This window comes from Pseudomonas kilonensis, from assembly GCF_001269885.1.
GTDB lineage: Bacteria > Pseudomonadota > Gammaproteobacteria > Pseudomonadales > Pseudomonadaceae > Aquipseudomonas > Aquipseudomonas kilonensis.
Genome location: NZ_LHVH01000008.1, coordinates 54,829 through 78,022 on the forward strand (window position 1 = coordinate 54,829; position 23,194 = coordinate 78,022).

The 23,194-nt window shown below is 62.2% G+C and carries 18 protein-coding genes; 7 read left to right on the plus strand and 11 right to left on the minus strand.

Translation table 11 applies throughout. The features are described 5' to 3' along the window. Window positions 1-17 precede the first annotated feature (17 nt). The 4 genes from fis to prmA form a co-directional block, all read right to left on the minus strand. The gene (fis, locus tag AD662_RS03295) at window positions 18-338 is read right to left on the minus strand and encodes a DNA-binding transcriptional regulator Fis (protein WP_003186237.1); all 321 of its coding nucleotides are present in this window, start codon (window positions 336-338) and stop codon (window positions 18-20) included. Next, window positions 335-1,342 (minus strand): tRNA dihydrouridine synthase DusB, encoded by a 1,008-nt coding sequence (dusB, locus tag AD662_RS03300; RefSeq protein ID WP_053185430.1) that lies wholly within the window; start codon window positions 1,340-1,342, stop codon window positions 335-337. The genes fis and dusB overlap by 4 nt, the downstream gene beginning before the upstream one ends. Window positions 1,343-1,527: 185 nt before the next feature. After that, the gene (locus AD662_RS03305; protein WP_053177937.1) at window positions 1,528-2,760 is read right to left on the minus strand and encodes a DUF3426 domain-containing protein; all 1,233 of its coding nucleotides are present in this window, start codon (window positions 2,758-2,760) and stop codon (window positions 1,528-1,530) included. Window positions 2,761-2,790: 30 nt separating this feature from the next. Continuing rightward, complete coding sequence (gene prmA / locus AD662_RS03310) at window positions 2,791-3,669, minus strand: 50S ribosomal protein L11 methyltransferase (protein ID WP_018605709.1); 879 nt, start codon at window positions 3,667-3,669, stop codon at window positions 2,791-2,793. A gap of 193 nt (window positions 3,670-3,862) precedes the next feature. Here prmA and AD662_RS29480 point away from each other — a divergent pair, with 193 nt between their 5' ends. Continuing rightward, window positions 3,863-7,834, plus strand: coding sequence for a dermonecrotic toxin domain-containing protein (locus AD662_RS29480; RefSeq protein WP_053185433.1), 3,972 nt, complete (start codon window positions 3,863-3,865; stop codon window positions 7,832-7,834). Between the two features lie 80 nt (window positions 7,835-7,914). On the opposite strand, the gene accC is transcribed toward AD662_RS29480, so the two are convergent. The 5 genes from accC to AD662_RS03340 all read right to left on the minus strand — a co-directional run bounded on the left by accC (window position 7,915) and on the right by AD662_RS03340 (window position 14,230). Beyond that, complete coding sequence (accC, locus tag AD662_RS03320) at window positions 7,915-9,270, minus strand: acetyl-CoA carboxylase biotin carboxylase subunit (protein WP_018605713.1); 1,356 nt, start codon at window positions 9,268-9,270, stop codon at window positions 7,915-7,917. A gap of 17 nt (window positions 9,271-9,287) precedes the next feature. Beyond that, on the minus strand, window positions 9,288-9,752 hold the full coding sequence (gene accB, locus AD662_RS03325) for an acetyl-CoA carboxylase biotin carboxyl carrier protein (protein WP_018605714.1): 465 nt from the start codon (window positions 9,750-9,752) through the stop codon (window positions 9,288-9,290). Between the two features lie 47 nt (window positions 9,753-9,799). After that, window positions 9,800-10,252: a type II 3-dehydroquinate dehydratase gene (gene aroQ, locus AD662_RS03330; RefSeq protein ID WP_018605716.1), complete on the minus strand. Its 453-nt coding sequence runs from the start codon at window positions 10,250-10,252 to the stop codon at window positions 9,800-9,802. 308 nt (window positions 10,253-10,560) lie between these two features. Continuing rightward, window positions 10,561-12,507, minus strand: coding sequence for a methyl-accepting chemotaxis protein (locus AD662_RS03335; protein ID WP_053185437.1), 1,947 nt, complete (start codon window positions 12,505-12,507; stop codon window positions 10,561-10,563). A gap of 52 nt (window positions 12,508-12,559) precedes the next feature. Further along, entirely contained in the window at window positions 12,560-14,230 is a 1,671-nt protein-coding gene (locus AD662_RS03340; protein WP_014336390.1) for a GGDEF domain-containing response regulator, read from the minus strand. A 284-nt stretch (window positions 14,231-14,514) separates the two neighbouring features. On the opposite strand from AD662_RS03340, the gene AD662_RS03345 reads away from it, so the two are divergent. From AD662_RS03345 to AD662_RS03370, 6 genes are all read left to right on the plus strand, one after another. After that, on the plus strand, window positions 14,515-15,582 hold the full coding sequence (locus tag AD662_RS03345; RefSeq protein ID WP_053185440.1) for a DUF2333 family protein: 1,068 nt from the start codon (window positions 14,515-14,517) through the stop codon (window positions 15,580-15,582). Between the two features lie 3 nt (window positions 15,583-15,585). Then, window positions 15,586-16,143, plus strand: a complete 558-nt coding sequence (locus AD662_RS03350; RefSeq protein WP_024617882.1) for an NUDIX hydrolase — start codon at window positions 15,586-15,588, stop codon at window positions 16,141-16,143. Between the two features lie 168 nt (window positions 16,144-16,311). Next, on the plus strand, window positions 16,312-16,683 hold the full coding sequence (locus tag AD662_RS03355; RefSeq protein WP_003197435.1) for a translation initiation factor Sui1: 372 nt from the start codon (window positions 16,312-16,314) through the stop codon (window positions 16,681-16,683). Between the two features lie 211 nt (window positions 16,684-16,894). Then, window positions 16,895-18,808, plus strand: a complete 1,914-nt coding sequence (gene speA / locus AD662_RS03360) for an arginine decarboxylase (protein WP_014336393.1) — start codon at window positions 16,895-16,897, stop codon at window positions 18,806-18,808. A gap of 426 nt (window positions 18,809-19,234) precedes the next feature. Beyond that, a complete protein-coding gene (locus AD662_RS03365) occupies window positions 19,235-20,542 on the plus strand; it encodes a type VI secretion system Vgr family protein (protein WP_053185443.1) in 1,308 nt (435 codons plus the stop codon). Further along, on the plus strand, window positions 20,539-21,336 hold the full coding sequence (locus tag AD662_RS03370) for a DUF4123 domain-containing protein (protein ID WP_053185446.1): 798 nt from the start codon (window positions 20,539-20,541) through the stop codon (window positions 21,334-21,336). The genes AD662_RS03365 and AD662_RS03370 overlap by 4 nt, the downstream gene beginning before the upstream one ends. A gap of 3 nt (window positions 21,337-21,339) precedes the next feature. Here AD662_RS03370 and AD662_RS03375 read toward each other — a convergent pair whose 3' ends face one another. Then, window positions 21,340-22,689 carry an MATE family efflux transporter gene (locus AD662_RS03375; RefSeq protein WP_053185449.1) on the minus strand — a complete coding sequence of 450 codons (1,350 nt, stop codon included), beginning with the start codon at window positions 22,687-22,689 and terminating at the stop codon, window positions 21,340-21,342. Between the two features lie 183 nt (window positions 22,690-22,872). Further along, window positions 22,873-23,166, minus strand: a complete 294-nt coding sequence (locus AD662_RS03380) for a hypothetical protein (protein ID WP_018607618.1) — start codon at window positions 23,164-23,166, stop codon at window positions 22,873-22,875. Window positions 23,167-23,194: the final 28 nt, after the last annotated feature.

Below are 23,194 nucleotides of genomic sequence, written 5' to 3' on the forward strand. Positions count from 1 at the left end.
CTGGTTTGATTGAATGCTTACAGCAGATCGTACTGCTTGAGTTTCTTGCGCAGGGTGCCGCGGTTCAGGCCCAGCAGCTCACTGGCCTTGGTCTGGTTACCCTTGACGTAGTTCATCACGCTTTCGAGCAGCGGCGCCTCGACTTCGGAAAGCACCAGGTTGTACACATCCGTGACGGCAGCGCCCTCAAGGTGGGCGAAATAATTGTGCAGCGCCTTCTCGACACTCCCGCGAAGGGTCTGGCCTTCTTCGCTGGGCGTATTGAGGTGCTGTTTCAAATTCACGTTGTCGCTCACGGGTGTTGTTCCACTCACTAAAGTCTCGGTCATCATCGTCATGCGGCCACCCCTTCGTCCCCTGTCAGGCTCTTGTAACGCTCAGCGAAGAACGCCTGAACGTCGGCGCATTGTGCTTGTGTACCATCCAAACGATTGAAACGGGCGCGAAACTCCCTGGCGCCCGGCAGGGTTGCGAGATACCAGCCCACATGCTTGCGAGCAATGCGTACACCCATGACTTCTCCGTAGAAGGCATGTAGCGCGGCCAGATGCTCTAGCAGAATACGTTCCACCTCGGACAACTGCGGCGCAGCGAGCTTTTCGCCGGTGCGCAGGAAGTGTTCGATCTCACGAAAAATCCATGGCCGCCCCTGGGCGGCCCGGCCGATCAACAGGCCATCGGCACCGGTCGCGTCGAGCACGTACCGGGCCTTCTCGGGCGAATCGATGTCGCCGTTGGCAAAGACCGGAATCGACACTGCATGCTTGATCGCGGCGATGGTGTCGTACTCGGCTTCGCCGGTGTACAGGTCGGCACGGGTGCGGCCATGGACCGCCAACGCCGTGATGCCCGCCTGTTCGGCGATCTTCGCCACCACCAGGCCATTCTTGTTCTCCCGGTCCCACCCGGTGCGGATCTTCAGGGTCACCGGCACATCGACCGCGGCGACGACCGCCTGCAGGATCTCGGTGACCAGCGCTTCATCTTTCAACAGTGCCGAGCCTGCGGCCTTGTTGCAGACCTTCTTTGCCGGGCAGCCCATGTTGATGTCGATGATCTGCGCCCCCAGCTCGACGTTCGCCCGGGCCGCCTCCGCCAGCATCTGTGCGTCGCCACCGGCGATCTGTACCGAGCGGGGCTCGGGATCGCCTTCGTGGATCATGCGCAGACGCGATTTGCGGGTGTTCCACAAACTCATGTCGCTGGTGACCATTTCCGAAACCACCAATCCTGCGCCCAAGCGCTTGCACAGCTGACGAAAGGGCTGGTCGGTGACGCCCGCCATAGGGGCGAGAACCAGGCCGTTCTGCAATGTATATGGGCCGATGCGTACCGCCGACATAGGACTTCCCTGAAGTGGGGCCGGATCATGAGACTTCGAAAAAGGGTTGGCATGATACCCGCTCTCGATGACTGGATAAAGATCGAATTGGATAAAATCTGAACAGCTATTTTGTTATCGCCAGCGGTTTGGTCTGGGTGGGGTCAGTCAGAAAGCTGCCGTCAATCGGCCGACCCTGGCCGGTTTCATTCGGGGGAGTGGAAGCTCAGGCTGTAGTTCACCGCCTTGGGCCCAGGGTCCAGGATATCCAGTGCGATGTGGATGGGCGTCTGGGGCGGCATTTCGCCGCGGTCCTGGAGATCGCCACCCAGGTACTCCCCGGGCTTGAAGCGGCGGCTGGCGATCAGGTGTCCGTTGAGGTCGGCAAAGCGCAGTTCCAGCAGCGGAAAAGGCTGGGAGAAGGGCGCACGGTTGTAGATGATCGCGTCCACCACCAGGGCACCGCTGAACTCCGGATGGCTGCGCACCACCAGGTTGCTGCTCTTGATCTTGGCGATGTCGACCTTGGACGGTACGTCGCAGCCGATGGTCGGGCAGATTTGCAGGAACCATGGCCGGTACTGGTCCTGACGGGCCAGTTCCTCGAAATGGTAGGCGATGTACTGGCCGCCCAAGGCCGCGGCAGCGAGCAATATCAGCAGGCCCCATAACATGCGTCGGCCCCAGGGCGAGCGGCGTTTGCGCCAGTCCAGTTGCAGCGGATCGTCGTCCAGGTCGTGGAGGGCTTCGGCGCGTATTCCCGGCTCCTGGCGTTCCCGTGACTTGCGCAGCGGCAGCGGTCGCTCGGGCTCATCGTCGTGGTCGTGGTCATCGGTGGCGGACAGGCGTTCGAGGTGTTCCTCGGGCTCGTCGTCCGGCGCCAGGTGGAGCGGGGCGACCGGTTCGTCGTCCGGTTCCAGCGGTTCGAGGGCCAGGGACAGGGACGGCTCGGTACGCGGTGGCCGCACCGGTTCGTGGGGTTCGAACGGTTCGAAGGGGGTATCGAGGACGGTTTCGGCGCGTTCGCTCAGGGTTTCGCTGTACAGGCTGTCGTCCCAGGCGTGCTGTTCGCCAGAGAGCGAGTCGCGTTGCGCGCTCAGGTTGTCTTCCCGGCGCCGGCCGGTGTTTCCCGGCGCGCGATTGTCGCGCCGCTCCAGGCGCGCCAGTTCCTTGTCCAGGTCATCCAGATCCAGCTCGGCGGCGCTCCATTGTTTCTGGCTGATCGCCCGGGGCGGGGCTTCGGCGGCGGGCTTGGAGGGCGGCGCGACGGGAGGCACCGCTTGCTTGGCCGTGCGTTGTTCCAGCAACTGTCGTGCGGCATTGAACACCTGCAGGCACGAGCCGCAACGAACCACCCCGCGGGCCACGCTCAATTGAGCATGGCTGACGCGAAAACGGGTGTGGCAATGCGGGCACTGGGTGACGAAGCTGTCAGTCATGCGGCAATCCGGTGGATACAGGCGGTCATTCTAGCGCCGACGTCCGGTGATGCGCACCCAGCCATCGCGATTGGCGATCGGGTCCAGGTCAAAGTCCGCGGCATAAGCGGCGGCGACTTCTTCACCTTGTTCGGCGAGGATGCCCGACAGCGCCAGGCGTCCGCCCGGCTTGACCAGGCTCGACAGTTGCGGCGCCAGGGACACCAGCGGGCCGGCAAGGATGTTGGCCACCAGCACGTCGGCCTGGACCTGTGGCAAGTCCTGCGGCAAGTACAGCGGGAACAGGGCTTCGGCAATGTTGTTGCGCCCGGCGTTGTCGCGGGAGGCTTCCAGGGCCTGGACGTCGATGTCGGTGCCGACGGCTTCCCGGGCGCCCAGCAGGAGCGCGGCAATCGCCAGGATCCCCGAGCCGCAGCCGAAGTCGAGCACGTTGCAGCCCTTCAGGTCCTGGCCGTCGAGCCATTCCAGACACAGTGCGGTGGTCGGGTGGGTGCCGGTGCCGAACGCCAGGCCCGGGTCCAGCAGCAGGTTGACCGCCTCCGGTTCTGGCGCGGCATGCCAGCTTGGGACGATCCACAGGCGCTGGCCGAAACGCATCGGCTGGAAATTGTCCATCCAGCTGCGTTCCCAGTCCTGGTCCTCGATCACTTCGCTGTGATGCTCGGGCAGCGGGCTGCCGGTCAGCAACTCGAGATGGGCCAGTACGCTGGCCGCCTCGGTGCCGCCTTCGAACAGGGCCAGCAGGTGGGTGTGGGACCACAGCGGGGTGGTGTTGAGCTCCGGCTCGAAGATCGGCTGGTCTTCGGCGTCCATGAAGGTTACCGATACAGCGCCTACTTCAAGAAAAGCGTCTTCGTAGGTTTCGGCTTGTTCCGGGCTGATGGCCAGACGTACTTGCAGCCAAGGCATGGCGGGCACCTTTGAAAAAAATCTACAGGGGGCAGCGCTGGGCTGCAAAGGCGCGCAGTGTACGCCAGGTCGCGGGCAAAGTGGATAAGCGAGTCTCGTGCCGTCCGGGTGGGTGTTTCGATATATATATGTATGCCATGGGCGTATCGCCGGGCGGATAAGGTGCAGGTCCACACAGCAGGGAGGAATGTGTATGGACATCACTGCCGAACGGCACAGCAACATGGCGCGCACGGGGCTGGTTTCTTCCCCGCAGGCGGCGACTGCACACGTGACCCTGGAGAAATTGACGCGTTGGCAAGTGGCTATCGACGCGCGACTGCAAACCCAGATGAGCTTGCTGGAGGTGCTGGAAGAGTACCTGCTGGTCGAGCTGCGCACCCATTATCACCAAGGCAACATTGATCCACACTTCATCGACACCCTGCTCGACACGGTGTTGCAGCGCATGATCGACCAGGCGCCTGTGGTTTATGACGAAGAGCAGGATTTGCCCTACCGTTGGCCCGAGGGAGTAGACCTGGGGTTCGCCCCCGAGCGTCGTGAGTGCGTTGCCCAGGCGGTGGAAAGTGCGGCGCTGAGGTTTGTCAGTCACTACAAGGACTATCTGCGACGGCATTGGCGAATGGCGTCGCAGGACGCCTCGCTCGAAGCGTTGGTCAGGAAAAAACTTGATGAGCATGGGGTAGCGGTCGACGGGCTTTTTCAGCCTGACCATCTGGCCGGCCTGGACGTCGATGAATTGCGAGAACAGATCGAAGAGCTCCAGGACGCCTGGCGCCAGACGAGTCGCTTGACCGCGTTGGCAACAACCCGTGAGCGGCGGGATCTTGGAGCGCTCGCGCGATTGCAATTGCCGCATTGGCTGCGGGGTTTGAGCAATCCGGATCGTGAACGGCTGCGGGCGCTTGAAAACCAGGCCGCGCTGGCGCAGATACAAGTCGATGAACTGGTCGATGACCTGGTTTCGCTGCGGACCTTCGCTCGGCAATTGGCCAGGGACTATGTCAGGGATGAATTGGACATGCGGGTCGAACCCGACAGCATTCGCGTGCAGTTACGGTGGCGAACGGTGATGGGGCAGCCGGTGCACACCTACAGCCTGAGTGAGCTGGTGGCGGCAGGCCCGGTACGGCCGGACGCGGTGTCGGTGTTCCTGGTGGAAAATGGCGGCATGCTGCGTAACCAGTCCCTTTCGCCAGCCTTCATTGGCCGATTGTTGGCGAACGTCGATGCGCCTGCCGGGTACCTGCAAGCACTGGCCGACCGATATGAGCGGGCAGACCTGAAAGAGGCCATGCTCGATTGGTTTTTGGCGCGCCTGCAGCACAGTGCGTTTATCGCGCGTTGTGCGGGCCAGTTGTCGGCGACCGGCAATGACGCTCTCCGTGCCCAATGGGAGAGTGACGTCGCGACGCCAGCCGCCAGCGTGTGGCGTATCGCCGGCCTTGTGCTTCCCAATGGCCTGAAGTGTGCCGATCTTCTTCTGTTCTACCGCGAAGACCTGGGCGACGACGTCAGCGGCTTGCTGCTGTATGCCCCCGGCAAGCCCGATGGCCAGGAATGGGTCGAATTGACCTCGCTTCGGGCGCTGAGCGGGGAGGTCGGTGCCTGGACCCAAAACGAAGCCGGTCGCGAGTATCTGCTGCAGCAACTCTCTGCGACCGATCATGGGCAAGCCCGGGAATACTTTGCCGGCGTGGCGGAAAAACCAGCCTCGTGGGACCTGGGCAAAGACCTCAGGGGGGCGGTCAGCGGTTTCAGGGCCGGTCTTCAGAACACGGTCTTGACCGGCCTGGCCAATAACCTGACGCAAGTGGAACTGAACGAGTCGCCTCGCTGGTACTCGGCGTTGCCGCTTGAGTCCCGGCGCAACATCAGCGGCTTGAACCAGGAGTTTCTGGTTCAGCGGCAGGTGTTCGATGACCAACTGGTCGACTATGAAGTCTTCATCGACTTTGCCAAGCGCACCTTCGCCCATTCGATTGCGCCTTACCTGCGTAGCAAGGGGGTGCTTGAAGCGGTCGATCCGGCTACGGTCCTCATTGACTACAGCCCAGGGCTGGCAGCCGAGAAAAAAACCGCCAACCTCTTGGACCTTGCCATTTTTGGATACGAGCACAACTCGGATATCGACGACCCTGCAAAAGGGGTGCGTTCTTCTGTCGGGCAGGACTTGAAGCAGGTTCGCAGCGCGGAACTGGCGTCATACATCCGCGTGGCTTACCTGGGGGAACGATATGCCAAGCACATCCGCGCCAGCTTTCTCGATGCCAAGGACCCTGAGTATTCGAAACGCCGCGAGGCATATCGCTACATGCTGTTGGCCCGAATGGATCGCGACCTGCGTGTGGCCCATGGCAAGTCGATGTTGAACACCGACGAATTCCAGTGGCTCACCCGGCAAGTCACGCTGCTGAGCGATGGGAGGCCAGTGAACAGCGCCACGCACCCCGGCGCTGCCGTGACGCGCGAAGGCGTGATCAAGTTGACCGTCGGCGGTCATGTCGTACAAGGGGTCTACGTTTTCACCTACTTCGACCCTAAGGTTTTTTACTGGTTGTACACACCCGACGCCCCGGACGGGATCCTGTTTCGCAAGTACCTGGATTTCTCCGGGAGCATCGCCGCGCAACTGCATCATTACCTACTGGAGCGGGTCGCACTGAGCGCGCGTGCCGCTGCAGGACGTTCGCTGGTGGCTTTGGCGAGCGGGAGCACGCGCGTCGATACAGTGCGCGAATTCAATCGGGTCGTGGACATCAGCGCTGAATTCGATGCCTGCATCGAGCGCGCTGTCACCGATGTGGAGGACATCACCACAAGTCGTGCCGAAATGATCAGGGATCAGGTGTTCAAGGGCCTGATCTTCGCGGCGGCTCCTGTGTGCATGGTCTATCCCCCGTTTGCCTTGTTGCTGGACATTGGCTTGGTGGCGGTCAGTGCCGGGCAGGCGGTCGAGGCGCATGGGCAGGGCGACACGGAAGGCGCGCTTGGCCACTGGCTGGCCGCGACCTGGGGGACGCTGTTCGCCACGCTCGGTGCCGCAAGCATGGCCACGCTGCTAGGACGCGCGGCCAGGAACCTGAAGCTTGCGGTGAAACCGCTGTCGTTGTCCGCTCAACGCTTGAGGCGCGCGACATCGGGCATCGCCAAAGAGGCTGGGCCGGTGATTCCACCCATACGCCTGAAGCCGCAGCAGGCGGTCAGCAGAACACCGGAGCACTTGCAGCCGGTGACCGAGGAGGGGATTTTTTTTGGCACCTATCGCAGCCCACCCAGCGCAACGCAACCGCGAGGCGCTCACTACATCCGGAGCAAGGGCCGGTACTACCAGGTGATGGAGGATCCCTACTTCGGCGGGTTATGCCTGGTGGATGCCAGGCGTCCCGGGGCGTTGTACAAGCTGCCCATCCGCAGGCTGGCGAATGGCAAATGGACCCATAACAAGGTTGGCTTGAGAGGCGGCAATGACCATGTGCGTAACCTCGGGCGAGTGGGGGAGCTGCGGGAGGCGTTTCCCGGGCATGTCTTCCCGGACGTGACCAGGGGGGCGTTGCAGGGCGAAGCCGTGGTGGCGAGGTTCAGCGAGGCGGCGGACAATTATCTGTTCTCGCTGAATGCGCAAACGTGCGTGATCGCTTCGTTGTACAACCCTGCCACCAAGATGGGGGCGGTCATTCATTTCGATCACAACATCCGCACGCTGATCGAGCGCAGTGTTCGCGATGTGACGCGGCGCCTGGGGGGATCGCCCAAGGATATTCGTGCCACGCTGGTGGGTGGGGACTGGCTGACGGGGGCCGACATCGGCGAGCCGGTCAGGACAGTGCTGAGGCAACACGGGCTGCGACCGACCTGGGATCACTGGTCGTATTCTTCCTGCCTCGGCAATACCTATGGCGTGTCACTGGATCTGCGCAATGGGGTCACTTCGGTGTTCAAGACCTCCCGCGGACAAGTCGAGCGCTATTACATACCGGTACTGGCGAGGGCGAAGCAGGGCTCTGATCCGGTATCGATACGTGCGCGCGGGTTCATGACGCGCTTGCGCAGCGAACCGTTGGTGGCCAATGCCAACGGTGCCGTTCGCACCCATCAGGGCCGGCCGGCGACTGCGGCGCAACTGGCCTTGCAGGAATTCTCTACGGTGCTGCTGAGCTGATGTTCTTGCCTGCATTGTGAACGACAGGCAAAAAAAGACCCCGGCCAATGGACCGGGGTCTTTTTACATCACTTGAAGCATCAGTGCTGGTTGCCCAGCTTGTGTTCCAGGTAATGGATGTTGACGCCGCCTTTGCAGAAGCCTTCGTCACGTACGAGGTCGCGGTGCAGCGGGATGTTGGTCTTGATCCCGTCTACCACGATTTCGTCCAGCGCATTGCGCATGCGCGCCATGGCTTCGTCACGGGTCGCCCCGTAGGTGATCAGTTTGCCGATCAGCGAATCGTAGTTCGGCGGAACGGCATAACCGCTGTACAGGTGCGAATCGACGCGAACGCCATTGCCGCCCGGGGCATGGAAATGCTTGACCGTGCCTGGGCTTGGCATGAAGGTTTTCGGGTCTTCGGCGTTGATCCGGCATTCCAGCGAGTGACCGCGGATGACCACGTCATCCTGGGTAAACGACAGCTTGTTGCCGGCGGCGATGCTGAGCATCTCCTTGACGATGTCGATACCGGTGACCATTTCCGAAACCGGGTGCTCCACCTGAACACGGGTGTTCATTTCGATGAAGTAGAAACGACCGTTCTCGTACAGGAACTCGAAGGTACCGGCGCCGCGATAGCCGATGTCGATGCAGGCCTTGACGCAACGCGCCAGGACTTCTTCGCGAGCCTGCTCGTCGATGCCCGGTGCCGGCGCTTCTTCGAGGACTTTCTGGTGACGACGTTGCAGCGAGCAATCGCGGTCGCCCAGATGGATCGCATGGCCCTGGCCGTCGGACAGCACCTGGACTTCGACGTGACGTGGGTTGGTCAGGAATTTTTCCAGGTAGACCATCGGGTTGCCAAACGCCGCGCCAGCTTCGGAGCGGGTCAGTTTCGCCGAGGAAATCAGGTCTTCTTCCTTGTGTACCACGCGCATGCCGCGACCACCGCCGCCGCCAGCGGCCTTGATGATCACCGGATAACCAACTTCGCGACCGATGCGCAAAGCGGTTTCTTCGTCTTCAGGCAGCGGGCCGTCGGAACCCGGAACGGTCGGCACACCCGCTGCAATCATGGCGTGCTTGGCCGAGACCTTGTCGCCCATCAGGCGGATGGTGTCGGCTTTCGGGCCAATGAAGGCAAAACCGGAATTTTCGACCTGTTCGGCGAAGTCGGCGTTTTCCGCCAGGAAGCCGTAGCCAGGGTGAATGGCGGTGGCGCCGGTCACTTCGGCAGCGGCGATGATCGCCGGGATGTGCAGGTAGGAGTGCGCAGCCGACGCCGGACCGATGCAGACGGATTCGTCCGCCAGGCCCAGGTGCATCAGTTCTTTGTCGGCCTTGGAGTAAACGGCGACGGTCTTGATGCCCATCTCTTTGCAGGCACGCAGAATCCGCAGGGCGATCTCACCGCGGTTAGCGATCAGAACTTTTTCCAACTTCGCAGTCATCAAAGGCTCTCCGCGGTTCAAACGATGGTGAACAGCGGTTGGTCGTACTCAACCGGCTGGCCGTCTTCGACGAGGATGGATTCGATCACACCGCTGGTTTCAGCTTCGATGTGGTTCATCATCTTCATGGCTTCGACGATGCACAGGGTGTCGCCTTTCTTCACGGTCTGGCCGACTTCAACGAAGGACGGCGAGGATGGCGAAGACTTGCGATAGAACGTGCCCACCATTGGCGAACGGGCGACAGTGCCATTGAGCACTGGCGCAGCCGGTGCGGCTGGCGCTGCTGCGGCAACCGGCGCTGCTGCTGGAGCAGGCGCGGCGGCTGGAGCATGCATCGGTGCCGGTGCATAGAACTGCTGGGCCGGGGTCTTGCTGTGGCGGCTGATGCGTACGGACTCTTCGCCTTCCTTGATCTCAAGCTCGTCGATGCCGGACTCTTCCAGCAATTCGATCAATTTCTTAACTTTACGGATATCCATGAATCATCAACTCCCAAGGGTCGGTCAGGGGCGCTTAACGCTTGTTTTCAAGCTGTTGCCTGTTTTTCAAGCTGCTCTAGGGCGGCCTCCAAGGCCAGCCGGTAACCGCTGGCGCCAAGGCCGCAGATCACTCCCACTGCTACATCCGAGAAGTAGGAGTGATGGCGGAAAGGTTCGCGTTTGTGCACGTTGGACAAATGCACTTCGATGAATGGGATGCTCACCGCCAGCAGCGCGTCACGTAATGCGACGCTTGTGTGTGTAAAAGCTGCTGGATTGATCAAAATGAAGTCCACGCCTTCGCCACGCGCGGCATGGATACGGTCGATCAATTCATATTCGGCGTTGCTTTGCAGATAGAGCAAATGATGGCCGGCGTTACGGGCCCGCTGCTCCAGGTCCTGGTTGATCTGCGCCAGTGTCACGGCGCCGTAGACGCCCGGTTCACGGGTGCCCAGCAGGTTCAGGTTGGGTCCGTGCAGGACCAATAGGGTCGCCATCTGCTGTTCCTTGTTATCTGTGAGCAGGTATCAGAACTTGGCGACTATGCCGCAAAGCCTTTGTGACTGTCCAGTTCTCTGCAATAGCCAGCACGATGACCGATGTTTGCGCGAAATTTGTGACCATGCCCCAAGATCCGGTCACCCGCGTTCGGAAAACCTGCACTGGACCTTGTGGGAGCTTGTGGGAGCAAGGCTTGCCCGCGATGGCATCGCCTCGGTCTATTAGTTACACCGAGGTGTCTGCATCGCGGGCAAGCCTTGCTCCCACAAGTTCGCTCCCACAGGGATTCATGCAGTCGGTGGTGCTAAACCCGAAAGGCCTGCACGGCGGTGTGCAAGCGTCCGCCGAGTACCAGGAGATGGTCGCCCTGTTCGCGCCCCTGGCCGATGCGCAGCAGGTTGTCGCCGCCCAGTTGGTGAATCCGCTCGCTGTGATCGCGGATTTCGCTGACGGCGCCGCTTTGTTGGGCGGTGACGTCGGCGATGCGTACCGCGGTGTCGGAGATGGTCTGGATGGCGCCGACGATCTCATCCAGTGCGCCGTCGGCCGCTTGCGCCTGGTTGGCGGTGGCTTCGGCGTGTTCGACCTGGGTGCGCATGCCGTCCACCGATTGGCGTGCAGCCTGTTGCAGACGGGCGATCAGCGTCTGGATTTCGGCGGTGGCGCCGGCCGTGCGTTGGGCCAGGGAGCGGACTTCTTCGGCCACCACCGCAAAGCCCCGGCCCATTTCCCCGGCGCGGGCGGCTTCGATGGCGGCGTTGAGGGCCAGCAGGTTGGTCTGGTCGGCAATCGAGCGAATCACCGTCAGCACGCCACCGATGGTGGCCGACTCCTCGGCCAGTTGCTCGATCATCTGCGCGTTGCCTTGCACTTCTCCCACCAGCGCATGCAGGCCTGTGAGGCTCAGGCCGATGACTTTCTGCCCTTGTTCCACCGCCTGCCCGGCGCTGCGGCTGGCGTCTGCGGCCTGGCTGGCATCGCCGGCCACTTGCTGGATCGTCGCTTCCAGTTCGCTGAGGGAGTCGCGGATCAGCGCCGTGTCGCCAGCCTGATGCTCGGCCCCACTGTGCAGTTCGCCGCTCAGCTCGGCCAGGGTCCGGCTGCTACCCGCGACCTGTTCGGCGTTCACCCGAATGGTGCCCACCAGGTCTACCAGGTAAGCGCGCAGACGATTGAGCGAGGCCCCGATGTCTTGCAATTCGCGGTTACTGGCACCTACGTGGATATCACGACTGAAGTCGCCCTCGGCCCAGGTCGACAGGGCCGGAGCCAGGTGCGTCAAGGTGCGCGCCAGGCGCCGCTGCAAGGTGTCGATGAGCAGCGCGATCAGCAGGATCAGGCCAATCATTACCCCCTGGATCAAACGAACCTCTCCCTGGATCTGCCCATGCTGGGCCCGTACCGCCGGCTCCATGGCATCGATTGCCTGTTGCACATCGGCGATTTTCAGGTGCGTGGCGCTGCTCAGTTCGGTGCGTTTCTGGATCAGTTCACGGGTGCGGGCCAGTTCTGCCGGGTAACGACCGAGCAGGCTGTTGAGTTCGCGCTTGAGGGCGATGCCCGCATCTTCGGCGGCGGTTTTTTCCTGGGTTTCCAAACCCATCAGCGCGGCGAAATCATCGCTGCCTGATTCGCTGCTGGCGGTGACGCCCAGCAGTGGCAGGCTGCCTAGGCGTTCGGCCTCGACACGGATGCTCGCCAGTTCCCGCTCGACGTCGACGGCCAATTCGCTGCGGCCACTGCTGACCAGTTTGTCCCGCGTGAGGGATAGCCGGCCCAGGTGCTGAGAAGCGGCAAACAACGCAGGCAAGTAGGCCGGGGCGCCATTGGCGTATTGGGCCAGTTGGTCGAGGCTGGCGCTCAGTTCACGCTCGGCCTGCAGCAGCAAGGCCTGCGGATCGCCGGCCAGTTTGCCGGCGGCCAGCAGATCGGTCTTGCTGAAGCCATCGAGGTTCGACAGGCTGGGGCGCAGGGGCTTGGCCAGTGCCGGGGGGAATTGATCGAGGTCTTTTTGCAGGGTTTCCAGGGCCTGGGTCGCAGCACTCAGGCGCAAGGCGTCGCCGCTGGCCAGGTAGTCCTCGATATTGCGCGCCACTTCGCCCTGGAACTGCCGCGACAATCCCAGGTAGCGCTCCATCAGCAGATAGGGTCGTTCCAGGGCGATCTGCGACCACCACAGCGTGGCCCCAAGGCCCAGGCACACGGCAACTAAAAGAAGGGTGTTGAGATTGGTCAGCAGCTTCAGGCGCATTAAAGGTCTACCAGGGGCAGAATCGTAAGTGCCTGAAGTTATTGCGTTTGCGTTACAGGTTTATGACCGAATCGGTCGATTCCGATGAAAAGGTGGCACTTTGCTTTGATTGGCGGGCGCTCTGTACCCGGTTGCGCCCGGCATGCTTGGCGCGGTACAGCGCTTCGTCCGCCTGGCTGGCCATCATCAGGCTGTCGGAGTCATCGCTCATCTCCACCACGCCGGCGCTGAAGGTGCACCACAAATCATGGGGCTGGGCCGGGTAGTGGATTTCGGCAAAGCGCTGGCGAATTTCATCCAGCACTTTGCAGGCGGCGTCGATATCGGTGTCGGGCATGACGATGGCGAACTCTTCGCCGCCGTAACGGCCGATGAAGTCGGTCTTGCGCAGGCGCTGCTTGAGAAACAGCGCCAGGCTCTTGATCACGCGGTCGCCCATGGGATGGCCGTGGCTGTCATTGACCCGTTTGAAATGGTCGATGTCGAGCATGGCAAAGCTCAGGGGCTTGCCTTCGCGACGAGCGCGAAAGCTGCAATCCTCGAGCAGTTGCAGGATATGGGTGTGGTTGTACAGGCCGGTGAGGCTGTCGCGCACCATCCGCGCCTTGAGGTTGCGCGCCCGGGCGGCACGGTTGCGCACCGTGGTGATCAGGTGCCGGGGCTTGATCGGTTTGGTCAGGAAGTCGTCGCCGCCTTCGCTCATGGCATCGAGTTGTTTGTCCAGGTCATCTTCGGCGGACAGGTAGATGATCGGCACGCTGACGTAGCGGTCGTTGTGGCGTATCACCTTGGCCAGTTCCGTGCCGGTGCAGGCCGGCATGTACATGTCGAGGATGATCAGGTCGGGCTGGAAGTCCGCCAGTTCGGCCATGGCCTGGATCGGTTCGATCAGCGTGCGGGTGATGATGCCGGCGCTGTTGAGCAGGCGTTCGGTGTGCATGGCTTGGGCGCGGGAGTCATCGATGATCAGCACTTTGTACGGATCGTACTGGGCGACGCAGGTCAGCACTTCGATTTTTTCCAGCAGGCTCGAGGCTTCAAGGGTGCCGGTGAGAAATTCCTGCCCACCGGCGCGCACCGCGGCCAGGCGGGTGGGCGTGTCGGTTTCCAACAAACTGAAGAACAACAGCGGCAGCGGTTGCTCCAGGCCTTCCTGGGCTTCGGCGGCCAGTTTCAGGCCGGCGCCAGGGGCGCTGAAATCCACATCCATGACAATCGCCGCCGGCAGGCGCTCGACCATCGAGGCGCGGAACGCCGCGACGCTGTCCAATGCCTGGGCGCTGAGGCCGAAGAACTCCAACTGCTTGGCCAGGCGCTCGGCGCGGTCATGGTCCTGCAGCAACACGTAGATGGGTTTGCGCAGCGGCGGCAGGAAGGTTTGTTCCAGCTGGTCGCCATGGCGCAGGCCGGTACGAGACAAACGCTGCATCAGGCGGTTGATTTCGGTGATCAGGTGGCTGCTCAGGCGCCCACGATTGGCGTCCACCGCTTGCAGCGACTGGCTGATGCCCTGGGCCAGCTGGGAGTGCTCGGGTTGTTCGAAGCGCTCGGCAAAGCGCAGCAGGCGCAGATTGGCTTCGCTGAGCTCCGACAGGTCGGTGCTGGACCACTCACTGCGTTGCAGGCGCTGCCAAATCTCCAGGATTTGACGAGCCTGATGAATTACCCGCTGGGCAAAGTGGTGCTTGAGGCGCTCACGGCTGGGGTCTTCTGGCTCGGTCATATCCTGACTACTAGTTAGGGTGCATGCTGAGATCGACTGGTGGCTCTATGCTAGCACCTCTTTTCCTCGGCATGAGTGTCATACGTCAATATTCTGTCCAGTCGCGAAATTCAGTTTGTGACTGACCAGTCTCATAGGCCGATGGCAGCGCTTCCTTTATAGTGCTGTTCGATTGCCCTGTCGCGCCCGGCATGATTGGCGCCGCATTATCGCGTTTCAAATCAGGCACGATGGCGTAGGGTTGTGGTCGAACCGAGAACTCAAGTGATTGAAGGGATATCACCATGCTGGACTGGAAAAACCGCGCGGGCAGCGCGCCTGAACGTGCCGCCGAGCCGAAATCGGACACCCGCAGCTACCTGGGTGGGCTTTTTTTCAGCCGCGCACTGGCCACGCTGATCGCCCTTTACCTGCTGGTGACCATTGGCGTCGGCTGGTATTGGAGCCAGGAGCCTGCGCTGTTCCCCGTGCAGCAGAACGCCCAGGCCGCGGCCGAGAAAGATGGCCGGCAGATGGTGGTGGGCTACACCACGGTCGAGACGCTCAAGACAGTGGCCGGGACCCTGCTGACCAAGCAAGGCGGCTACATCTCCAATGACCGCTTCCCGCCTGGCCTGTGGATGGACAACATGCCGAGCTGGGAATACGGCGTGCTGGTGCAGGTCCGCGACCTGAGCCGCGCCTTGCGCAAGGACTTCGCCCGTTCCCAGTCCCAGTCCGCCGAGGACGCCGACCTGGCCAAGGCCGAGCCGCGCTTCAACTTCGATAACCGCAGTTGGGTGCTGCCCTCCAGCGAGTCTGAGTACCAGGAAGGCATCAATTCCCTGAGCCGCTACCAGGCGCGCCTGTCCGACCCAAGCCAGAAAAGCGCACTGTTCTACGCCCGCGCCGACAACCTGAACAACTGGTTGGGGGATGTCGGCACTCGCCTGGGTTCGTTGTCCCAGCGTCTGTCGGCCAGCGTTGGCCGGGTCAAGCTCAACACCTCGCTGAAAACCGAAGTCCCGGCCCCGGGCCAGGTGCCGCAGGTGGACGAAGAGGTGGTCGAGACCCCGTGGCTGCAAATCGATAACGTGTTCTATGAGGCCCGTGGCCAGGCATGGGCGTTGTCGCACCTGCTGCGCGCCATCGAAGTGGACTTCGCCGATGTCCTGGCGAAAAAGAACGCCACGGTCAGCGTGCGGCAGATCATTCGTGAACTGGAAGCGTCCCAGGAACCGGTCTGGAGCCCGATGATCCTCAACGGCAGCGGCTTCGGTGTATTGGCGAACCACTCGCTGGTCATGGCCAACTACATTTCTCGAGCCAACGCAGCGGTCATCGACTTGCGACAACTGCTGAACCAGGGTTGATTCATGAGCGAAAGCCCCCGGGAGGTCGCTCACCGAGTGGCCTCGGATGCCGAGCTGATTGCGTGGGTCGATGAGCACGACAACCTGCTCGGCAGCCTGGTGCGTTCAGAGCTGCGTGAGCGTGGCCTGATCGGACGCGGCACCTACATCATGCTGTTCAATTCGTCCGGTGAGCTGTGTGTTCATCGGCGTACCCTGAGCAAGGCCATTTACCCCGGCTTCTGGGACGTGGCGGCGGGCGGCATGGTGCAGGCCGATGAGACCTACGCCGAATCGGCTGCCCGTGAGTTGGCGGAAGAGCTGGGCGTGAGCGGCGTGGAACTGACCGCCCACGACCATTTTTATTTCGAAGACCCTGGTAGTCGCCTGTGGTGCTCGGCGTTCTCGGCGGTGTGGGACGGCCCGTTGGTCCTGCAGCCCGAAGAAGTCCTCGAAGCGCGTTTCCTGCCCCTCGAGCAGGTGCTCGATGAAATTCAGCGCAAGCCTTACTGCCCGGACTCCCTGGCGGCGCTTGAACGCTATTTGCGGGTCCATGGCGGCAGCGTCGCAAAGAAGCTATAAATTGGCGCTGATTGGCCCTTAGCAAGTCGGCTTTTTGCCGTTACACTGCGCGACTTTTCAAGCTGAACCGTGTCTGCGGTCCAGTAGCGCTGCCCCTGCCTGAGTGGGGTTTCGCGGTCGAGGCATGTTCCCCCTCGACCAGTCTTTGTCCTCCCAAGAGGATTGCCGGTGGCCAAAAAAGCCGCATCCTTCGCCGCCCTGGGCGGCCTGGTATTTTCTACCGACGCCGGTCGTCATTGTCCTGATTGCCGTCAGCCGGTGGATGCCTGCATCTGCAAACAGACCGCCATCCCCGCCGGTGACGGCATTGCGCGCGTGCGCCGTGAAAGCAAAGGTCGCGGCGGCAAGACGGTGACCACGATCACCGGCGTGCCGTTGGCCGAAGACGCGCTCAAGGAACTGGCCACCACGTTGAAGAAACGCTGTGGCACCGGTGGTGCGTTGAAAGACGGCATCATCGAGATCCAGGGCGATCACGTCGAGCTGCTGTTGGCGGAACTGGTCAAGCACGGCTTCAAGGCAAAGAAATCCGGCGGCTAGCAGCTTCTGTGAAAACCACCCTCGGCTTGACCCGAACCCGACGTTCGAGGTCGCCCGCATGGTTTTCACAGAGCCTGTTCTGAACGGGTTTCTAAACTCATCGCTGGGAGCAGGGTCTACCTTGCTAACAGGCAATTCGTCATTTTCACTCTCTAGACTGCCCCAGCCTCCGACCGGATGGTGCATTTTGACTTCTTTATAGGGGACTTCGATGTCCGTACGACGCACACGCAAAGACGATGGCAGCCAATGGACAGTTGCGGACAGCCGCAGTGTTTACGGGATTCGCCATTGGGGGGCCGGGTATTTCGCGATCAATGAAGCCGGTCGCGTCGAAGTCCGTCCGAACGGTCCCGACAGCTCGCCCATCGACCTGTTCGAGCAAGTCGACCAGTTGCGCCAGAGCGGCCTGTCGCTGCCCTTGCTGGTGCGCTTCCCCGACATCCTGCAAGACCGTGTGCGCCAGCTCACCGGCGCCTTCGACAGCAACATCGCGCGCCTGGAATACCAGAGCAAGTACACCGCGCTCTATCCGATCAAGGTCAACCAGCAGGAAGCGGTGATCGAGAACATCATCGCCACCCAGAACGTCTCCATCGGCCTGGAAGCCGGTTCCAAGCCGGAGCTGCTGGCGGTCCTGGCCCTGGCGCCGAAGGGCGGGACCATTGTCTGCAACGGCTACAAGGACCGCGAATTCATCCGTCTGGCGCTGATGGGCCAGAAGCTCGGTCACAACGTCTTCATCGTCATCGAGAAAGAGTCCGAAGTCGGCCTGGTGATCGAAGAGGCCGCAACGCTCAAGGTCAAGCCGCAGGTCGGCTTGCGCGTGCGCCTGTCGTCCCTGGCGTCGAGCAAGTGGGCCGATACCGGTGGCGAGAAGTCCAAGTTCGGCTTGTCGGCCGCGCAACTGCTGTCGGTGGTCGAGCGCTTCCGCGCTGCGGGCCTGGACCAGGGCATCCGCCTGCTGCACTTCCACATGGGCTCGCAGATCGCCAACCTGGCGGACTACCAGCACGGCTTCAAGGAAGCGATCCGTTACTACGGCGAGCTGCGCAACCTCGGCCTGCCGGTGGATCACATCGATGTCGGCGGTGGCCTGGGCGTGGACTATGACGGCACGCACTCGCGCAATGCCAGTTCGATCAACTACGACATGGACGATTACGCCGGTGTCGTGGTCGGCATGCTCAAGGAGTTCTGCGATGCCCAGAGCCTGCCGCATCCGAACATCTTCTCCGAAAGCGGCCGCTCGCTGACCGCTCACCACGCCATGCTGGTGGTGCAGGTGACCGACGTCGAGAAACACAACGACGACGTGCCGGTGATCGACAACAAGCAGGAACTGCCGGAAACCGTGCAATGGCTGGTTGACCTGCTGGGCCCGACCGACATCGAGATGGTCACCGAGACTTACTGGCGCGCCACTCACTACATGAGCGACGTGGCGACCCAATATGCCGACGGCAAGCTGACCCTGGCCGAAAAAGCCTTGGCCGAGCAGTGCTACTTCGCGGTGTGCCGTCGCCTGCACAACTCGTTGAAGGCGCGCCAGCGCTCGCACCGCCAGGTGCTGGATGAGCTCAACGACAAGTTGGCCGACAAATACATCTGCAACTTCTCGGTGTTCCAGAGCCTGCCGGACACCTGGGCCATCGGCCAGGTGTTGCCGATCCTGCCGCTGCATCGCCTGGACGAAGAGCCGCTGCGCCGCGCCGTGCTGCAAGACCTGACCTGCGACTCCGACGGCAAGATCAAGCAGTACGTCGACGAGCAGAGCATCGAGACCAGCCTGCCGGTTCACGCTCTCAAGCCGGATGAAGACTATCTGCTGGGCATCTTCCTGGTGGGCGCCTACCAGGAAATCCTCGGTGACATGCACAACCTGTTCGGTGACACCGACTCGGTGAACATCTACCAGAACGCCGATGGCAGCGTGTACCACGCCGGTATCGAAACCCACGACACCATCGAGGACATGCTGCGCTACGTGCACTTGTCGCCGGAGGAGTTGATGACTCACTACCGCGACAAGTGCGCCAGCGCCCGTATCAGCGCCGCCGAGCGTACCCAGTTCCTCGATGCCTTGCGCTTGGGGCTGACGCGTTCGTCTTATCTGTCTTCTTGATAGAGCCATGAGTATTCGCTGAGCAAAGAACTCCCTTTGTGGCGAGGGGATTTATCCCCGCTGGGGCGCGAAGCGGCCCTAAATGCCGACAACCGGTGTGTCAGGCAGATTGAGTTGACTGCTTAGGGGCTGCTGCGCAGCCCAGCGGGGATAAATCCCCTCGCCACAGGGTTACATCAGCTCTACCTCTTGGCTGATCGGCACCGCCCTCCGGGGCTGTCAGAAAATGCACCGCACGCTGCGGGTTTTTTCGGACAGTCCCGGAGGGCGTTTTTATTTGTGCCGTCGTTATTTCTGAACGTCGGTGCATTTAATCGGCGATGTCCTTATTTCGTGTAGTCCCTTTCCTAACTTGTACTTGGCCCCTCTACTCGGCCATGGCTCTCGGCGAGAATCCCCGACCGCCCCTCCTGTAGAGAAATGCCGATGTCCGATCCAGCCAGCGCGCCAGCCTTTCGTCTGGAGATAGCGGGTCTGCCCGAGCCTTTTGACGTCGTGGCTTTCACGGGTAGCGAAGCGATCAGCGAACCCTTCGTCTATGAAGCGCAGCTGTCGTTGCGCGACGCGAACCTGGACCTGGCGGGCCTGTTGTACCGCAGCGTCTGGTTGAGTTTCGGGGCCCCGGGCCGGGGCATTCATGGTCAGCTTCATGAGTTGGTCCAACACCGTCATGGCGCCGGCTGCCGGGTGCGTATCGGGCCGAAGCTGGCCTGTCTGGCGCAGCGTTTCAGCCAGCGGGTCTTCAGCGCCCGCTCGGTGCCGCAGATCATTCGCCAGGTGCTCAAGGCTCATGGCATCAGAGGTCGCAGCCTGTGCCTGGATTTGAGTGGCGATTATCCACTGCAGGATTTCTGTACCCAGTATCGAGAGTCGGACCTGCAGTTCCTGCAGCGCGTGTGCGCCCAGGCGGGTATCCACTTTCATTTCGAACACACCCGGGACGGGCATTGCCTGGTGTTCGCTGATAATCCGCACAGTTTTCCCCCTGCCGGTAAGGCGGTCTATGTGGACGACGACCCGATTGCCGCGGTGCGGTCCTTCAGTGTGCAAACCGATGTGTCGGGGGAGCAGGTCGCCCAGGGCCGCAGCGACTTGATGAACCTGCACGGTGGTCAGGTGCTGGCGCTGACGGCCCATCCGTTTGCCGGCTGGAACCGGCGCTGGCTGCTGACGAAGGTCGAGCACCGCGCAGAGGCGGGGGTGTACGGCAATCATTTCAAGGCCATTCCCCGGGGCGTGCTGTTCACGCCGGACGAGGTCCCGGCAAAACCGCGCATGGTGAGCCGGCAACGTGGCTGGGTCGTGGCGGTGGACGAGCCGTCGGAGCTGGGAGCGGGGCGCGTGGCGGTGCAGTTTGACTGGCTCTACCAGGGTGAAGGTTCCAGCCCCAGTCATTGCTGGCTGCCTTTGGCACCCGAACTGGCCACGGGCGTGGCGGGCGCCTTGAGTGACGGCACCGAGGTGCTGGTGAGCTTTATCGAAGGCGATCCGGATCGGCCAATGATCAGTGCATTTCTGGATGCGCCTGCCTCGGTAGAGGTTGTGGATGAGTCATCCACAGGCGAAACACATGGGCCATCGGTTGCCGATCCGCTCCTGTTGTCTGCAATCCGGGATGCGGAGCCTTTGGTCTTGTTGTGCTTGTTGCCCGAAGGCGGGCCTTTCAGCCCCTGCGCTCAACCGCTGTGCACCTGCCGTATGCTCATGCGGCGCGGCGCGGGCGTTGCTCGATGAATGCCGCGGCCTTGTCTGGATCAACGCCGCAATGGCTGTTGCTCGACGTACCGAGTGCGCCTGGCGCTGCGCAGCTTGTGCACGCGCAGTTCGCCAAGGCCCGGTGCTTTGCCTTGTTTGAAAACACCGAGCTGCATGGGCTGCGAGAGCACGGTCCGCTGCTGGTGGATCTGCGCCACTCGCCTGCGTTGGTCAGCCTCTGTCACCTGGACCCACGCTCGTGGCCGGGGTTGTTGTTGGTCAGCCCATCGCCCGCTGCGCAATTGCTGGCGCATCTGCGCCGCATGCTGACGGTGACCCTGGGTCTGCATCACAAAGCCTTGTTGAGCTATTACAACCCACACATCGCCAGCTATTTCTTCGACGGTTGTGACCCGCAAGAACTCAGTTGCTGGCTGGGCCCGATCAGTTTGTTGCGCTGGTTTGGTGGCACCTGGGCCGACCGGGCGATCGGCAGCCAGGGTTGGCAACAACTGTCCAACCCGGGGTTGTCGGTGGCGGCGCTGGAGAAAGAGCACGGCCTCAGCGACCGACAGCAGGACCAGTTGCAACGATGCCTGCTGGAGCGTCACGCCTGGCAATGGTCCCGTTCCACCGGATGTGATTACCAGCGGCTCTGGAGGGATTTGCAGCAGGGCCTGGCGCTGGGGTTTACCGAGCGGGCGGTGCTCGATGACTGGCTGTGGCTGCGCCTGCAACACCCCGATGCCCGGCCAGTGCCTGGCCTGGTGGGTGGTTCGCAGCGCGAGCGGCTCGAACATCTGCGCCGGCTCTGGCAGGGCAGCCAGGATTGAACGTTAGTGGGCTGATGCACCGAGCCAGCGGTCGTGCCGCTGCAAGTGCCAGGCGAAAGCGCCGAGGGTCAGGCTGCGCAGGGCCATGAACAGCAGGAAGGTGATCCACAGCCCATGGTTGCCCAGCCCTTGCAGCGCCCAGGCGATGGGCAACACCAGCAGCAAGGTCAGCAGCATGCCGTTGCGCATTTCCCGGGCACGGGTGGCACCGATGAAGAGCCCGTCGAGCAAGTAACTCCAGACGGCAATCAGTGGCAAGGCGGCCAGGTAAGGCAGGTAGTGATAAGCGGTGGCGCGCACGTCGAGTATGTCGGTCTGCATGTCGATGAACAGGTGGCCGGCGAGCAGGAACAGCAGGGCAAAGCCCAGGCTTGCGATCAACGACCAGCCGCACGCCACCACCAGCGAGCGACGCAGCGCCAGGCGGTCGCGGGCGCCAATGGCATGGCCGCACAGCGCTTCGACGGCATGGGCCAGGCTGTCCAGGGCGTGGGCCGTCAGTAGCAGGCCGTTGAGCAGCAAAGCATTGGCTGCCACGGTCGCATCCCCCAGGCGTGCGCCTTGCACGGTGATCAGGAAAAACACCGCTTGCAGCGCCAGGCTACGGATGAAAATGTCCCGGTTCACCGCCAGCAGCGGGCGCCAACTGTGCCACAGCCCCAGGGCGGCCCAGGCGATCTGTCCGGGCCAGGCGCGCAGTGTGTTGCGGGCCAGGGCCAGGCCGACCAGCGCACCGGTCCACTCGGCAATGACCGACGCCCGGGCCGACCCGGTCACGCCCCAGTCCAGGCCGATCACGAACCACAGGTTCAGGGCAATGTTGACCAGGTTGGTCACCAGCAGGATCGCCAGCGGGGCCCGGGCATTCTGGGCGCCGAGGAACCAGCCGACCAGCGCATAGCTGGCCAGCGCCGCTGGCAAGCCGAAGAGCCGGGTGTGGAAGAAGTCTCGGGTCAACTGGTTGAGCTCGGCGGACGGCTGCATGAAGTGCAACGCCACGTCGCTCAACGGCACGCCGATGGCACCGAGCAGCACCGCCAACCCCATCGCCAACAACAGTCCTTGTAGCAACACTTGTCGCAACGCTGCCCCATCACCACGCCCGGCAGCCTGGGCGGCGAACCCGGTGGTGCCCATGCGCAGGAAACCCATGGCCCACGCCAGCACCGTATACAAACTCGCTCCGACCGCCACGGCGCCCAGCTGATGAGCATGGGGCAAATGGCCGATGACCGTGCTGTCCACCAGCGCCACCAGCGGTACGGAAATGTTCGAGAGAATCATTGGCGCAGCCAGCACCCAGACCCGGCGATGGGTAAGGCGGTCGCGCCAGTCGGTGGTCAGGTTGGGCATGCGGGCTCCTTGATGGAGCGCGATTGTAGCGGGTTCTCGCCTGATCGTTCCCACGCCGGAGCGTGGGAAACGAGCAAAATCTGTGGGAGCAAGGCTTGCCCGCGATGAAGATGACGCGGTCTTTCAGGGAACCGAGGCGCCTGTATCGCGAGCAAGCTTTGCTTCCACCCAGTGCTCTGAGCCCTAGTGAATGATCCAACTCAATAACCACAACCCCAGCACCAGCCAGATGATGCCCATGACGATCGAGGCCCGCATGAACGCGCGGATCGCCGAGTAGAGCAGCATCAGCCCGAGGATCAGCGCGATGATGCTGATGATCGAGGTGTCCATGCCCAGGGTGCGTGACAGCCCATCGACAAAATTTCCGCCAGCATTGGCCAGGGTGTTGAAGAGACCGCTGAGCAGGTCGACGATGAAACGGATCACCGAACCGAGCGCCTGGCCGAGCCATTCGAAAAAGCTTTCTGCCTGCATATGTGCATCCTGATGGGAGGGGATCTGA

What these genes read in the sequence shown, in the direction of transcription:
- accC (WP_018605713.1), bottom strand. Translation starts at nt 9,270, where the DNA reads ATGACTGCGAAGTTGGAAAAAGTTCTGATCGCTAACCGCGGTGAGATC.
- AD662_RS03380 (WP_018607618.1), bottom strand. Translation starts at nt 23,166, where the DNA reads ATGCAGGCAGAAAGCTTTTTCGAATGGCTCGGCCAGGCGCTCGGTTCG.
- accB (WP_018605714.1), bottom strand. Translation starts at nt 9,752, where the DNA reads ATGGATATCCGTAAAGTTAAGAAATTGATCGAATTGCTGGAAGAGTCC.
- fis (WP_003186237.1), bottom strand. Translation starts at nt 338, where the DNA reads ATGACGATGATGACCGAGACTTTAGTGAGTGGAACAACACCCGTGAGC.
- AD662_RS03350 (WP_024617882.1), top strand. Translation starts at nt 15,586, where the DNA reads ATGAGCGAAAGCCCCCGGGAGGTCGCTCACCGAGTGGCCTCGGATGCC.
- aroQ (WP_018605716.1), bottom strand. Translation starts at nt 10,252, where the DNA reads ATGGCGACCCTATTGGTCCTGCACGGACCCAACCTGAACCTGCTGGGC.
- AD662_RS03365 (WP_053185443.1), top strand. Translation starts at nt 19,235, where the DNA reads ATGTCCGATCCAGCCAGCGCGCCAGCCTTTCGTCTGGAGATAGCGGGT.
- AD662_RS29480 (WP_053185433.1), top strand. Translation starts at nt 3,863, where the DNA reads ATGGACATCACTGCCGAACGGCACAGCAACATGGCGCGCACGGGGCTG.
- AD662_RS03340 (WP_014336390.1), bottom strand. Translation starts at nt 14,230, where the DNA reads ATGACCGAGCCAGAAGACCCCAGCCGTGAGCGCCTCAAGCACCACTTT.
- AD662_RS03370 (WP_053185446.1), top strand. Translation starts at nt 20,539, where the DNA reads ATGAATGCCGCGGCCTTGTCTGGATCAACGCCGCAATGGCTGTTGCTC.
- AD662_RS03305 (WP_053177937.1), bottom strand. Translation starts at nt 2,760, where the DNA reads ATGACTGACAGCTTCGTCACCCAGTGCCCGCATTGCCACACCCGTTTT.
- speA (WP_014336393.1), top strand. Translation starts at nt 16,895, where the DNA reads ATGTCCGTACGACGCACACGCAAAGACGATGGCAGCCAATGGACAGTT.
- AD662_RS03345 (WP_053185440.1), top strand. Translation starts at nt 14,515, where the DNA reads ATGCTGGACTGGAAAAACCGCGCGGGCAGCGCGCCTGAACGTGCCGCC.
- AD662_RS03375 (WP_053185449.1), bottom strand. Translation starts at nt 22,689, where the DNA reads ATGCCCAACCTGACCACCGACTGGCGCGACCGCCTTACCCATCGCCGG.
- dusB (WP_053185430.1), bottom strand. Translation starts at nt 1,342, where the DNA reads ATGTCGGCGGTACGCATCGGCCCATATACATTGCAGAACGGCCTGGTT.
- AD662_RS03335 (WP_053185437.1), bottom strand. Translation starts at nt 12,507, where the DNA reads ATGCGCCTGAAGCTGCTGACCAATCTCAACACCCTTCTTTTAGTTGCC.
- prmA (WP_018605709.1), bottom strand. Translation starts at nt 3,669, where the DNA reads ATGCCTTGGCTGCAAGTACGTCTGGCCATCAGCCCGGAACAAGCCGAA.